Source organism: Halarchaeum salinum (assembly GCF_039520965.1).
Lineage (GTDB): Archaea > Halobacteriota > Halobacteria > Halobacteriales > Halobacteriaceae > Halarchaeum > Halarchaeum salinum.
In genome coordinates this window covers 1-13206 of the sequence record NZ_BAAABL010000107.1, presented here as the reverse complement: position 1 = coordinate 13206, position 13206 = coordinate 1, and the positions used below count along the sequence as shown (strand labels likewise).

General features: G+C 62.7%; 16 protein-coding genes and 2 pseudogenes. 17 read left to right on the top strand and 1 reads right to left on the bottom strand.

Features of this window, described 5'->3' with window-relative positions:
* Positions 1-562: 562 nt before the first annotated feature.
* The 17 genes and pseudogenes from ABDZ36_RS14835 (at position 563) to ABDZ36_RS14755 (ending at position 11547) form a co-directional block, all read left to right on the top strand.
* Positions 563-1453 (top strand): DNA-binding protein, encoded by an 891-nt coding sequence (locus ABDZ36_RS14835; protein ID WP_211313528.1) that lies wholly within the window; start codon positions 563-565, stop codon positions 1451-1453.
* Between the two features lie 129 nt (positions 1454-1582).
* Positions 1583-1831: pseudogene (locus tag ABDZ36_RS14830) on the top strand (DUF8030 family protein); the annotation flags it as partial.
* Between the two features lie 182 nt (positions 1832-2013).
* The gene (locus ABDZ36_RS14825) at positions 2014-2559 is read left to right on the top strand and encodes a hypothetical protein (RefSeq protein WP_211313527.1); all 546 of its coding nucleotides are present in this window, start codon (positions 2014-2016) and stop codon (positions 2557-2559) included.
* Between the two features lie 74 nt (positions 2560-2633).
* The gene (locus ABDZ36_RS14820; RefSeq protein ID WP_211313526.1) at positions 2634-2924 is read left to right on the top strand and encodes a DUF8069 family protein; all 291 of its coding nucleotides are present in this window, start codon (positions 2634-2636) and stop codon (positions 2922-2924) included.
* Positions 2924-3259 (top strand): DUF7558 family protein, encoded by a 336-nt coding sequence (locus ABDZ36_RS14815; protein WP_211313525.1) that lies wholly within the window; start codon positions 2924-2926, stop codon positions 3257-3259. Before ABDZ36_RS14820 ends, ABDZ36_RS14815 begins: the two co-directional genes overlap by 1 nt.
* 49 nt (positions 3260-3308) lie before the next feature.
* Positions 3309-3908, top strand: coding sequence for a DUF7437 domain-containing protein (locus ABDZ36_RS14810; RefSeq protein WP_211313524.1), 600 nt, complete (start codon positions 3309-3311; stop codon positions 3906-3908).
* A gap of 38 nt (positions 3909-3946) precedes the next feature.
* Positions 3947-4406, top strand: a pseudogene (locus tag ABDZ36_RS14805) (PIN domain-containing protein).
* A gap of 644 nt (positions 4407-5050) precedes the next feature.
* Positions 5051-5914, top strand: coding sequence for a DNA-binding protein (locus ABDZ36_RS14800; RefSeq protein WP_211313523.1), 864 nt, complete (start codon positions 5051-5053; stop codon positions 5912-5914).
* A 223-nt stretch (positions 5915-6137) separates the two neighbouring features.
* On the top strand, positions 6138-7064 hold the full coding sequence (locus ABDZ36_RS14795; protein ID WP_211313522.1) for a transcription initiation factor IIB: 927 nt from the start codon (positions 6138-6140) through the stop codon (positions 7062-7064).
* A gap of 100 nt (positions 7065-7164) precedes the next feature.
* On the top strand, positions 7165-8052 hold the full coding sequence (locus tag ABDZ36_RS14790) for a biosurfactant protein 1 (RefSeq protein ID WP_211313521.1): 888 nt from the start codon (positions 7165-7167) through the stop codon (positions 8050-8052).
* 141 nt (positions 8053-8193) lie between these two features.
* Complete coding sequence (locus ABDZ36_RS14785) at positions 8194-8382, top strand: DUF8012 family protein (protein WP_211313520.1); 189 nt, start codon at positions 8194-8196, stop codon at positions 8380-8382.
* Between the two features lie 106 nt (positions 8383-8488).
* Positions 8489-8869, top strand: coding sequence for a hypothetical protein (locus ABDZ36_RS14780; RefSeq protein ID WP_211313519.1), 381 nt, complete (start codon positions 8489-8491; stop codon positions 8867-8869).
* A 68-nt stretch (positions 8870-8937) separates the two neighbouring features.
* Positions 8938-9600, top strand: coding sequence for a DUF6735 family protein (locus ABDZ36_RS14775; RefSeq protein WP_211313518.1), 663 nt, complete (start codon positions 8938-8940; stop codon positions 9598-9600).
* A 75-nt stretch (positions 9601-9675) separates the two neighbouring features.
* Positions 9676-10098: a DUF8025 family protein gene (locus ABDZ36_RS14770; protein WP_211313517.1), complete on the top strand. Its 423-nt coding sequence runs from the start codon at positions 9676-9678 to the stop codon at positions 10096-10098.
* Positions 10099-10206: 108 nt separating this feature from the next.
* A complete protein-coding gene (locus tag ABDZ36_RS14765) occupies positions 10207-10707 on the top strand; it encodes a DUF7995 family protein (RefSeq protein ID WP_211313516.1) in 501 nt (166 codons plus the stop codon).
* 6 nt (positions 10708-10713) lie between these two features.
* Entirely contained in the window at positions 10714-11079 is a 366-nt protein-coding gene (locus ABDZ36_RS14760) for a DUF7568 family protein (RefSeq protein ID WP_211313515.1), read from the top strand.
* 72 nt (positions 11080-11151) lie between these two features.
* Complete coding sequence (locus ABDZ36_RS14755) at positions 11152-11547, top strand: DUF7567 family protein (protein ID WP_211313514.1); 396 nt, start codon at positions 11152-11154, stop codon at positions 11545-11547.
* Positions 11548-11845: 298 nt separating this feature from the next.
* On the opposite strand, the gene gdhB is transcribed toward ABDZ36_RS14755, so the two are convergent.
* On the bottom strand, positions 11846-13135 hold the full coding sequence (gene gdhB / locus ABDZ36_RS14750; RefSeq protein WP_211313513.1) for a glutamate dehydrogenase GdhB: 1290 nt from the start codon (positions 13133-13135) through the stop codon (positions 11846-11848).
* Between the last annotated feature and the right edge of the window lie 71 nt (positions 13136-13206).

Below are 13206 nucleotides of genomic sequence, written 5' to 3'. Positions count from 1 at the left end.
TTGACCGGTGTGACGCGACGGTTCGCCGCGCTCGGCGCGTGCCGCCGGTCGCCTGCTCACGGTTCACGGTGTTCACCGTTCGCGTCGCTCGCGACCGACCAGTCCGGGCGTGCGGGCGCTCTCCGCACCGCCCGCACCCGTTCCGGGCTAAAATGAATATGGTCTCGACGCCAGCGCTTCACCCGTTCGGGTCCGGGGGACCGCGGCTAGGCCGCCCGCGACGGACGGGGTTGCGTCGCGGCGAACGGGGAATGCGCTGGTCGCTCGCTCCCGGCGGGTCGCCGCGCGCGGCTGGATACGTGCCGCTGTGTCGAGCGCTCTCGCTCGCCCCCGTAGTAGTTCACAGAAGTTTTGGGTACTCCACGTGCCAGAGATAAGGTAGAGATCCGTTCTTCGACTGAGTCCTCATCCCAGTTCACCCAGAAGTTTCGTTGATCACTATGGGGGCGAGGCGAAGGCGCGAGCGAGAGCGCAGAGACGTCACTGTCGGGTCGTGTGAGGAATGCCGCGATGTAGTAGCATCGCGGCGAGTCGGCGCGTGAGCGCCTTCAGGAAAACTGCAATGTCCAGTAACAACGCGAGTCAGAAGGTTGTTTCGGTGGCTGAACAGTTTGGCGACGGCGAGCGCGAGACGGTCGACGAAGATGGCTTCACGGTGGTGGCGGAGACGCCGGCGTTCCAGGCCACAGTCCAGGAGGAGACGCAGGCGAAGGTCGACGCGAACCACCCGGACGGGATCGCGGACGCGAGTCAGGAGCGGATTCCCGGTGTGACGCTCGCACAGGAAGAACGCATCAAGGCACGCGAAGCGGAGCTCGAGCGGATCAGCGCTCAAGCAGAGTTGGGCGAGCAGGAGGGCCGTGCACGGCGGGCGCGCGACGTCGCGAGCGAGCGGAGCGCGGCGTGGAGCAGGGAGTTCGAGCGGCGGGCGGCCAGCGTGGATCGGTCGTGTAGTCCGGACCGAGATGGCCGGGAGGTGCTCTCTCAAGCGGAACTCGGGACGGTGAACGAGCAAGCCTCCAGGTTGGCGGGCGAGCTCGATGGGTGGTCGCGGGCGGCGATCAGCCGGCGGCTCGCCCAGGCGGTGCGCGACGGCGCGGACATCCCCAGTGCCGTCCTCGACGTGAAAGACGAACTTGAGGCCGCACCCGGACAGATCATCCCCATCAATCGCGTTGGGGACGTCGATCGTGGCGAGGTGAGCGTTGAGGGCACAGTCGTGCAACTGTGGGACGCCGACAATCCAGCTATCGCACAAGTCGGACTGATCGAGGACGAGAGCGGAAAGACGAAATTCACCAGCTGGGTGCGGTCGAATCCGAAGATCGTTGAGGAAGGCGAGCGCGTGCAGATTCGCGGTGCAAGCACGAGCTGGTACCAAGGCCGCGTCTCGATCGCTGTCACCGGCTGGAGCACCATGCTCTTCCCCGAGCGCGAGGCCTGGTGGGAGTAAGGCGACCCGCGGTCTCTTTCTTTTTGTCTGCCGGACCAGACCCAGACCCCGCCGCCCCACCCTCCGCTCCGTGCTCGCTCCACAGGGTCGCTGCGCGCGCAGCCAAAACCGTGAGTCCGCAGGAACAACCCTGACGATGAGGGCCCGTGGAGAAACCCCGAAGTAACGGTTCCGACCGGGATCACGCGTCGGTCGGCGCGCTCGTCGAACTTTCGCACGAGGCCGTGAGCGCCGTCCTCATCTCCCGGCAGGTCGGGTGGTCGACGCGGACGCAGTACGTCGCCGGCGACGACGTCGGCGGAGCGGTCAAGTAAGGGAGTAGCCAGCGAGCCAGACACCTTCGTCGTGAAGCCAGTTCGAGAGCTCCGAACGCCGTAGCGGTTAGGCTTAACCAACATTCCGAACCGATATCGACACAGTGTTGGTTAACTCTGGGGCTGGATCCACTCCCTCGCCCCCACCCACCGCCCGACTCCTCGAGTGAGTGCATCCTGGCGGCCGGTCCGCTCGAACGGCAGTCGCGACGGGTTTTATCGGGGCACTGTTCGTCGAGAGCGAGTATGGTCGTCGTCGAGGAGGTCACCAAACTGAGCGCGCGCCGCACCCAAACCTCGTCCGAGGCGTTTCCCGACGATGCGCTGGCGTCGATTCGGTCGGCCGTCGAGGCCGTCCCAGCAAGCGTCTTCGACGGGTCGACGAAGCACACAGAGGTCGGCGGATTCGATGCCGCGATCGCCGACGGGCTCTCGCAGTACGAGTACGAAGGGGACGCCGCCGGCGGCTACAACCCGAACTGTAAGCTCTGGGCGCATCAGGGCTTTAACTACAGCGTCGATCTCTACGACGCCGACGGCCGCATCGCTATCGAGGTTGAGAAGAGCGAGCGGAAGAACGTCAGCGACGACCTCCTCAAGTTCCAGAAGGGGTACCGCACCCAGAAGGACGGTCGGCCAAAGATCGAGTTCGGCTGTCTGGTGGTGCCAGTAAACTACCTGGGTCGGCATAACCTGTACCAGCACAGTCTGACCAAGCTGGACTTCATGAAGGGCGTCCTGTTCATCGACGACGTCGCCGTCATCGGCTATCGCGACCCGCGACCGGACTGACGCTGTCACTCCTGACTGTTTTATCTGCGCCAAGAGGCGTGCAGCGCGCGACAGTGTGCGCTGCGTGACCCATTATGGCTGGTCCCGATCCGCACAACGACACGAGTGCCGACTACGAACGGTTCGAGAAGGAACAGCTCGCCCAGGACCGCGACGCCACCAGCGTCGACACGGCGGACATCGACGACGCGACTGCCCAGAACCTGGTCAACGACCTCGTCGACGCGGACGTCGTCACTCCGGTTCCCGAGGACCACGTTCTGGTTCACGAGCTGAGCGGCGCCGCATTCGACTCATCGACGCAGCTGGCCATCTTCCACCGTGGCTGGACGGCCGGCCGCGACGCCGATGCGGAGGAAGAGTGATGCAGCGAACGCTCGTCGGCTGTGCGTTCTGCGACGCCCCGCCCGGCACCGAGTCTGGCGAGGCCCACACCTGGGGACAGGACGAGCGGGTCACCCACCCGATCTGCGTCGACTGCGCGATTCAGGCGGAGCCGGATCCCGACGAGCGCGATCACGTCGCCTGTGACGGCTGTGGGCTAGTCGTCGACACGCTCGCGGCGCTCACCCGGTTCCGGGTCGAACTGGGGCATCTCGAAGGCCCGTTGCAGCTGTGCGCCCGCTGTAGTCCGGGCGGGCTCGCGACGTACTGGACGCGCGATCTCGAGGAGCATCTGGTCGCGACGCCGGCAGAGTGACCCAAACACTCTTTACTGTTTCGCTGTAAACTGTAATCAAGACCGAATCGTGTCACGCACTTCAAATCGTGCCGACGGCGACATCGTCCAGGACTTCCTCTCGGTCGCGGACCTCCTCGAGGAGCCACAGCTCGCCCAGCTGTACGCATACCTCACTCGGGAGGGCGAGGCGACCGTCCAGGACGTGATGGACGACCTCGAACTCGCCCAGGGAACCGCCTACAGCTACGTCAACCGGCTCGTCGACGCCGGCGTCATCGAGGCAACCAGCGAGGAACAGCCCCGGCGGTACGTTGCGCGGGAGATCGACTTAACCGTGACAACGGCCGCTGGCGACCGTGAGTACACGATCACGCCGGCACTCATCGACGCCGTCGGCCGGCGGGCGACCGACGACGACATCGATACGTACATCGACCGGCACGGAATCGCCGGGTTGGCGACGGCGCTCACCTATGCTGTCGACCGCGAACGGGGCGAGATCACCCACCGCCTGATGGCCCAGGACCTCGACATCTCGTCGCTCGCCGCCGAGATCATTCTGCAGGCACTCCGGCCCGTCGTCCTCGAGCACTTCGACATCGAGACGTCGGGCGCGTCGGGCGCGGATATCGAAGATGCCGACGAGGACGTCGTCGACGACGCGTGACCGCTATCCATATCGTGGATACCAGCCTGTTCGTCGCGATGGGCCAACCGTCGAACCGGCGGTATCTGGCCGTCCGTACGTTCGCCCGCCGGAACGACATCACATTCGTCCTCCCCGAGCGGGTATACGACGAGTTGACCGCTGAGGTGGACGGTGTCGACACTCCGCCGATCGACACGGCGATCGAGGCGGGATGGACGCGTGTGGCAGCGCCGCTGGACTACTCGCTGGGACTGGTGTCGCGGATGATGGATGGCGTCCAGCGATACATTGCGAACGCGGATGATCGGCCGGCCGACGAAATTGAGCGTGCCGTTCCGGCGCTGGCAGGCGTCGCTGCCCATGCGTTTGTCGAGGGGGGCTGCAGACCACGCGTACATCTACACGACGGATTCGCTCGCTGGAGAAGAGGCTGAAGCAGTCCTCGCAAGCGAGGGGTACGGCGACTCGGTGACGTATGTGAATGGCTTCCGGTTCGTCGAGGACCTGCTCGAGTAGTCCGCTTCCGGGCGAGCCCGTCTACCGGTTACTGGTAGTCCGGCAACGACAGCCGTGCGCTTCTCGAAAGCCCTCGGCCGCTCGGCATCCCACGCCCCACGCTGCGCGCCTCGTCCCTCGGTGCTTGCGGAGTCGGGGGACGACCGAAGCGGCCTCGCCCTTTCTGAGTCCACCAGGTAGTGGCTGGAGCACAGAGCGTCGAGAGTGGATGAACAGGTGATTCGTAACGGCTCGCCCCGCTCGCCGCTGCCGCCCTCCGCGTCGCTCGCGACCGACCATTCCGGGCATGCGGGCGCTCTCTGCACCGCCCGCGCCCGTTCCGGGCTAAAATGAATATGGTCTCGACGCCAGCGCTTCACCCGTCCGGGTCCTCCGGACCTCGGCTCCGCCGACCGCGACGGACAGTGGTTGCGTCGCGGCGAACGGGGAATGCGCTGGCCGCTCGCTCCGGGCGGGTCGGCGCGCGCGGCTGGATGGTTGGCCGCCTCGGGCGCGCTCTCGCTCGCGCCCAAGAGGGCGCTCGCGAAGGCGCGAGCGAGAGCGCGCAGACGAGTCTATTGGCCGTTGTCGTCGTAGAGAAATCCGCGATGTAGCAGCATCGCGGTGTCGGACGCGTGAGCGCCTTCAGGAACAGGTAAGTTCCAATGTCTAGTACAAACTCGAGTCGCAAGGTTGTTTCGGTCGATGAACAGGCGTTCGAACAAGCGGACAAGCAGGCAGTCGATGAAGACGGCTTCCCGATCGTCGACGAGACGCCGGAGTTCGAGGCGACGGTCGAAGAGGAAACGCAGGCAAAAGTGGATGCGAATCACCCGGACGGAATCGCGGACACGAGCGAGGACCGAATTCACGGCGTCACCCTCGAACAGGAGGAGCGCATTCAGGCGCGGGAAGCCGAACTGGAACGCATCAGTGCCCAGGCCGAGCTAGGAACGCAGGACGGTCGCGAGGAGCGCACGCGGGAGGTCGTCAGCGAACTGTGTGGCCGTGACGAGCCGAAATCGAAGGAGTACACGGATCCCCGGGAGGAGCTGACGCAAGAGGAACTCGCGGAGGTGAACACGCAGGCGATGCGGATCAGCGACGAAGTGCAGGGCGGCTGGGTGAGAGCGGTCGTCGCGAAGCAGTTGGCCGAGCGGGTGCAGCGCGGTCAAGACATAACGAAGGCGGTGTTAGAGCTGGTAGACGAACTGAAGGCAACGCCGGGAGCAGTCGTGCCCATTGCGGATGTGCCGGATATCGCGGTCGGTGAGGTGACCGTTGAAGGCCAGGTAATCGAACTCTGGTCTCCCAGTAGTAGCGCGATTCAACAAGTCGGGCTGATAGCGGATGACAGCGGGAAAATCAAGTTCACCTGCTGGGAGAAATCCGGGCAGACAGTGGTGCGTGAAGGTCAGACAGTGCGGTTCCGGGCGGCTGCGAAGAACTGGTACGAAGGTCGGTGCTCAATCGCGCTGACCGGGTGGTCGCGTATCGAATTCCCAGAGCGCGGCCGCTGGTGGGAATAGCCGGGGCGACGCGCCCCTTTTTTGCTGGTGTGTACGCGTCACCGCCACCTCCCACCACCTCCACGGTCCGGGCTGCTCACGGCGCTGTGCGCCGTTGCGCGGCCGGGCTTTCGCCACCGCAGCCCATCGGTGGCAGCGCCGTCCCGTGTGATGTGTATGTGCCCCTCGATGGGTGAGGGGCGTTCCGAGAGACGCGATCCGCGTGAGTCCCCTCGTGCGTACCATGGCAACGAGAAACATCTATGAGACGACGTTCGACGAAGACGTCCAGACCGACGCGGAGTTGAATCAGTGTCCCGAATGCGACGGTCGGGTCACCACTAATGCAGTCGAAACCGTCTGCGAGGAGTGTGGGCTCGTCATCGACGAGCAGCGGATCGACCACGGGCCAGAGTGGCGAGGGTTCGACGACGACGAACGGGAGCGCACGGGCGCTCCGTTGACGGCGGCGCGGCACGATCGGGGGTTGTCGACGGAGATCGGTCGCGGGACCGATGCGAACGGGAACGAACTCTCGGGACAGAAGCGACGCCGGCTGTTCCGGATGCGGCGTGAACAGACCCGTGGGCGGTTTCAGTCGAAAGCCGAACGCAACCTCGCACACGGGCTTAGTGAAGTCCGCCGGATCAGTAGTACGCTCGAACTATCCGAGACGATCCGTGACCAGGCCTGCCAGCTCTTCCGGAGTGCCCAGAACGAGGACCTCCTGCAGGGCCGGTCGATCGAGGCGATGGCCGCCGCGAGTGTCTACGGCGCGTGTCGGTGTAACGGGCGGCCGCGAACGCTCGACGACATCACCGAGTCGGCGCGCGTCGAGCAATCACGGGTGACGAACGCGTACACGACGCTAAACACGGAGCTTGGACTGCCGGCCCAGCCCGTGACGCCCAGTGCGTTCGTCCCGCGATTGGCATCGGAGCTCAACGTCTCCGATCAAATCCGGCAGCGGGCTCGGCAGTTGGCGGAAGCATCCGAATCGACCGGGGCAACCACGGGCGTTCGACCTTCCGGGTTCGCCGCAGCCTGTCTGTACAAGGCCGGTCGCGAAGACGGGCGGTGGCTCACCCAGTCGGACGTCGCTGACGTTGCGAACGTCTCGGTGGTCACCGTGCGGACCCACCGCGACGCGCTGGACGAACTGGCTGTCTAACGCCCACACTGCTGATTTTCGGTTGTATGTCTGTAGGCTGATTGATGTGAGAGCCATTGTTTAAACCCGAAGACGAAGCATGATACGGCCAGATCACTCTATGACCGACCAGTACGCCGACTACGAAGCCCTCCGACCGCTCGGCGAAGCGACCCACGTTCCCGACGATCAACTCGCCAGTAGTAGTGGCGAGCCCCGGCGGCAACGCTCTAGTGGCGTCGACACGGACTATCCAGACGGCCCGACAGCAGATGAGACCGAGTGCGATTCCTGCGGAGCGTCGATCCCCGCTGGCCAGCCGAAGTGCCGGTTCTGTCTCACGAACCATCTCGAAGGAGCCGACGACCAGGACACATCGAATGCCGAACGGACACTCCTCCACGTCGTCCAGGTGCTCGTCGAGGCGTCGACATTCTACAGCGCCGTGGCAAAGGGATCTGCTGCGGCCACGCTCCTCGCGAAGGCAGATGGTGACCCAGTAGTCGATGACTGCAAGCTGATCTACGATCTCGACGGGGAACCGGCTCCACAGCTCGCCGACCAGTGGCCCTCGCTCCCCTCGGCGGTACGGGTCGCGTCTGAATGTGGTGAGCAGGTACTCGCGGCCGCAAGTGAGCGGACATCATGGACAGAGACGACACCGTCGCGTCAGAACGACGAATACGCGACGTTCCTCTACGACGAAACCGGGAGCGGGGATCGCACCGAAGCTCGTCTTGCAAGCCTTCGTAAGCGAGCAGACGATGACCTCTGGCTGGTGCCAGCGATTGCGCTCCAGCAATCCGGCGCAGAGACCAGTAGCGAATGCTCACGACACGAGCGACCGAACAGAACCCATCTCGAGTGCAGGGAGTGCGGTCGGGAGACCGAACATCGGTTTCGTGAGTTCGAATCCGTGCCCGACAACGACTGGACCGGGCAGCCACTGTGGGGCTGTCAGCGGTGCGGGACGCCCCGCTACGGGCCCGAACCCGAAACCAGTCAGTAAAGACGGTGGTGGATTAACCAACAATTCTGATCTCGGCTCTGGTTTGTTGGTTAACAGAAGCCAGCTTGCGACCACCCTCGGACTACCCTGCTGACTGCCCACCGGTGTTTTTCGACGCCGAGAATCGGCGGAGGCGCACATATGGACCCACGAGACACACCCGGCTACCGGCTGCACCGCGCGCTCAACAACCTCACCAGTATCGACGGCGAGCAATTGGAGCCCGCCGACCGAGAGCGGATCAGCACAGCAACGACGCTTCTGGAGCAGGCAGAACACCTCACCCGACCGGATGCGACAGAGGACGGCGACGTCCGAGGTGATCCCTGACAACATAAGGTGTCGGCAACGCGACGTCCTGTGGCCGCCACAGCCTGAGCAGTTGTTTACCCCCTGAAGGGGTGCGGGGGCGCGAGAACGCTCCCGAGAACAACCCATGGCAACACTCCAAGCCGCGACGACATCGGCCGGCGCGCTCGTAACAGACCCACAGGCAGTCCGCGAGCTCTGTGAGAACCACTGCTTCGGGACGCTCAACTGGGAGGTGGACGACGACGGCGAACTGATCATCTGGGGCTACGACAGCTTCGACGTGTACGAGGCTCGTGAGAACGGGCTTCCTGACTACGACGGTGGCATCGTCACCCACGAGTTCCTCCGGTCGCTCGCAGAATATCTCGAACCGGACGAAGAATTCGACATCCAGACAGCCGGATTTACCAAGTGCCGCTTTCCCGTGCTGGCCAAACGGTACATCATCCGCGACGGTGAGGTGCTGTACGCGGACCTCAGTTCCCCCGGCCTGATCGACGAGTAGCGTTGTTCGTCCCCCGGGAGGGGTGCGGGGCGATCCAGTCGTGGGTCGTCCTCCGAGGTGATTGTTCAATGGGCCACCGCGCACTCGTTGCGTACGAACGAACTGACGGACAGTACACGCTCCACTACTCTCATTGGGGTGCAGCGAATCTCAAGCTCAAACACCGAATCTCGGCTGAGTCGCCGTTCGGTGGCGACGACACCGACTCGAAGTGGGCGAAACAGCTGCTGGCGGAACTGGCCGATGGCCTCGAGGCAGATGCCGTCGACGGCTACCTCGCCGGTGAAGACCGCCCGTCGACGGTCGTCGAGCCGAAGCCCCGTGCCACCGGACTCACACTCGAGGAGATCATCACGGACCATCTCGACTACCTCCATCACGAGGCGTTCTACGTTGTGTCGCCGACCTTCGAGGTGACCGCCTATCGGACGTTGTGGTTCGGCCTTCAGTACGATTCGGAGACGATCGACCACGGCGAGACAGTTGGGAACGGCGCGCTTGCGACCGTCCGGTGGCACGACAGCAAGCCGGTCGGCGACGGCCACCTGCAAGGGCAGTTCCAGGCGCTGAAAGACGTTGTTGGCGATATGGTCGATAAGGGTGTGTTCACCCAGTCGACGGCTCGCCAGTACCTCAAGCAGAAGCTCGGCGAGTGGGTCGGGAAGCGCCAAGAGTTGCGCATCCCGAGCGGTGAAACACCGTCTCCGGACGCGACACTCAGCCGCTTGTAGGTCGATCTGCGTCGAATCAGAAAGTGGTTTTTCTGGGCCAGAAAGGACTGAGCCCCACCGTAGGCTCGTGATTTGATGCCCGAGAAACCAAACGACGATCTATTCCACGATTGTGAGTTAGGTCCCGATGCAGTCCTCGGGACGCGCACCTTCCAGGATGTCCTGTTCACCGACGACACGGAGACACCGGTGAACGTGCTAACAGGCGAGACGCCCGCACATTCGCAGGCCACCGTCCAGGAGGCGAAGGCGTTCGCTGCGAGCATCGATACGGACACACCACAAATCGCGCTCCCGGCCGCTGTCGAGACGCAGGTCGAAACCCAGAGCAAGCCCTACACCTCAGCTGCGTTCTTCCACTTCAAGGCGACAGGATCGCTCGAACGGCACCGTGCCTACCACGCCGCTTACGAATCCGGCGCGTTCAGCGTCGACTTCGAGGCCGACTACGAGTCGGGCGACCTGACGATCACCGTCGAGCGGACAGGCGATTCGTGAACACGATTTCGCGAAGCGAGTTTTTCGAGCGCCGGCGAGGGGTGCCGGCGCACCAAGCAGACAGCACCGAGCAGAGCCCGGTGAGTCGGCGCTCCGAGGTGAACGAAGATGCATATGGTCATCTACGCCTTAGTCGAAGCACCGACACAGCACGACGCCCTGGTCGAAGGGAAAGCGGTCTTCGACCGTCTCGTTGGGGCGAATCCCCACGGCTGTGCCGTGTTTGACTACTACCGCACCTTCGACGAAGACGACACGACGGTCGCCGGGAAGGCCCGCTGGGGAGACCTGCCGACGGCAGCACCCATCAATTCAGAGGAGGGTGGCGAGCTCCTCGACCGGGCCTGGAAGGCCACCAAGGAAGAGTTTCAGCGAAATCTCGACCGCGTGAAGGAGGCGCTCGACGAACTCAGCGACGAGGCGATCATGCGCGACGAGGACCTCGCCCGACACGCGTTCCATCAGGTCGGGGCCTACGAGGGACCATCAATCCCGATGTACGACCAGCACGCGATGGGGATTCGCCACCGCGATCAGCTCGACCGAGTCCTCGAGGAAGACGAGGACAGCCAGACGCTCTGGATCGTTCCTGCCGATGTCCACTTCTGACTGACAATGCCACGGATCACCAACTGGTCCCGGGAGAGTCGTACACCAACACTCGCGTATCGGAACACCGAGACTGGAGCGCGAGCCGTTCTACACCGGGCACCGGACTCATACCGGTACAAGTGGCGCGGGGCGATCCTCGTCGACGGCTACCCAATCTGGTCGCGAGGCTTCGAGACGAAGGAGGTAACAACGTTCCGGGATGCGCTTCGGGAGCGGCCAGCGCCCGAACTGAACTGTCCGGAGTGTCCGAACGACGACGTCCTCGTCGGTGAGAAGACAGCTGATGGAGCGAAGGTACAGCGCTGGTACGACTGTCCGGACTGTGGGTACGAAGCCCCCTCGCGCATCGTCTACGGGCCTGAACGCTGAGAACGTGCGCACACAGGGTGCTTTTCCGCCGGGGCGGAGAGAGTGACCCGGTCGAACCGGGTCGGCCCAACAATGACCCTCGAAGTACTTGACCGACACAGTGAGGCACTGTTCGAGTTCCTCTGGTGTCCCGTCTGCGGGCAGGAGGTCTTCACTCACATCCCCTTCGAGGGGGTGTTCTGCAAGAACTGCAACACCCAGGTCAAACTTCAGGAATCCCGAGAAACACGCAGCAACGAGGAGGCCGTGCTCGCCTGCTTCGATTCTACCACGACCTGGAACCTCCACGTCGACGAGAAGCTACGTCGCGACCTGCCTGATGGGTCGGCAAGAGTGAGGGTTTTTGGCGCACCGGGCGCCTACCAGGTCGACTGGTGGAGTCCAGAGCCGGGTGAGGACTGGGAACCTGTGGAGCGCGGCGAGTTTGACGACGTCGAGGAACCGGGCGAAGTATCCCATCTGGCGTAGCAGAACTCGGGTCAGTAGCAACTGTGAGGTTGGACATGAGGCAACCTCCGATGCGCCAAACAGTATGACTAAGACGGCGAACCAAACAGTAGCGGCTGCATCGCACTTGGCTAAATTTGGTCACAGCTACAACTGTCGATGTCAATCAGCCCTTAGTTTGGAATCTATTTACATTAATAACATTTCCAGTAATTCAATCTGTTCATAGGTTCTTCAGCGTATTTGTCACAGCTCCACTGTATCGAATCTATTTTTCATATTGAGAATATTGATCTCTGCTGAAGTTCGTAGTGGAAAATCAGGGCCACAGACCACGCGCCTCTATCGCCGCCCCGATCCGTTTAAGCGCAACTACGTACGCTGCTTCTCGCCACCGAAGGGAGGATTCTTCGACTTCGGCTTTGACGCTATCCCACGCAGAGACCATCTCCGACTCCAGTTCGTTAACGACACGCTCCCTGGACCACTGGCGGTGGTTGATGTCCTGCAGCCACTCGAAATAGGACACGGTTACGCCGCCGGCGTTCGCAAGAATATCTGGTACAACACAGACGTCCCGGTCGGCGAGGATATCGTCTGCGTCGGCAGTAGTCGGGCCATTCGATCCTTCGACGACAATATCTGCCTGTATCTGGTCGGCATTACGTGTCGTGATGACATTCCCGACTGCAGCTGGAATGACGACATCGACATCCAGCTCCAAAAGCTCCATATTGGTGAGCGTCTCCGGGGCATCGTGGTTCAAAACACCTTCCGGATCTTCCTTATGTGATGGAACGGTTTGGGTGTCGAGGCCGTTGTCATCGTAGATCGCTCCGTTCACGTCACTAATAGCAACGATTGTTGCACCCCACTCATCGAGAAGCCGAGCAGCGTTCGCACCAACACTCCCGTACCCCTGAACAGCAACCGTCGATTCCTCGATGTTTTTTCCATAGTACGCCATCATCTCGCGGGCGATTATCGCGACGCTTCGGCCGGGTGCCTCTTCACGACCATAGCTTCCACCGACGATCGGCGGCTTCCCCGTTACAACACCCGAAACTGTCTCTCCCTGTTGCATACTGTAGGCGTCCATAAACCACGCCATCGTTTTCGCGTCGGTTCCCATATCGGGTGCTGGGATGTCCTGTTTTGCCCCAACCTCATCCCGAATCTCTTCGGCAAACCGGCGGGTGAGACGCTCCTTTTCGTCGACACTGAGGTCTTTAGGGTTCACGACGACACCACCTTTTCCCCCGCCAAATGGGAGATCCATGACGGCGCATTTCCAGGTCATCCACATAGACAGTCCAATACACTCCTCCGCGGTCACGTCTGGGTGGTACCGGAGCCCGCCCTTGTAGGGTCCCCGAACGTCATCGTGCTGTGCGCGATAGCCGGTGAAAACCTCAACCTCACCGTCGTCGCGTTCAAGTGGTATCGAAACTTCGACAACTCTCGACGGGTGTTTGAGGCGCTCGATAATCCCACGGTCGAGATCGACATGCGTCGCCGCATTATCGAGTTGGCGGCGTGCTGTTTCTAGCGCAGATGTGTGCGCTGTCTCGTCATCGGAGGTCCGTTCTGTAGTCTGTGTGGTTGTCATAACTGAGTGATGGAGTTGTATTTCGAAGTTGCTACGTTCCCAGTTTAACTCGGGAATACCGGTAGCTGTCT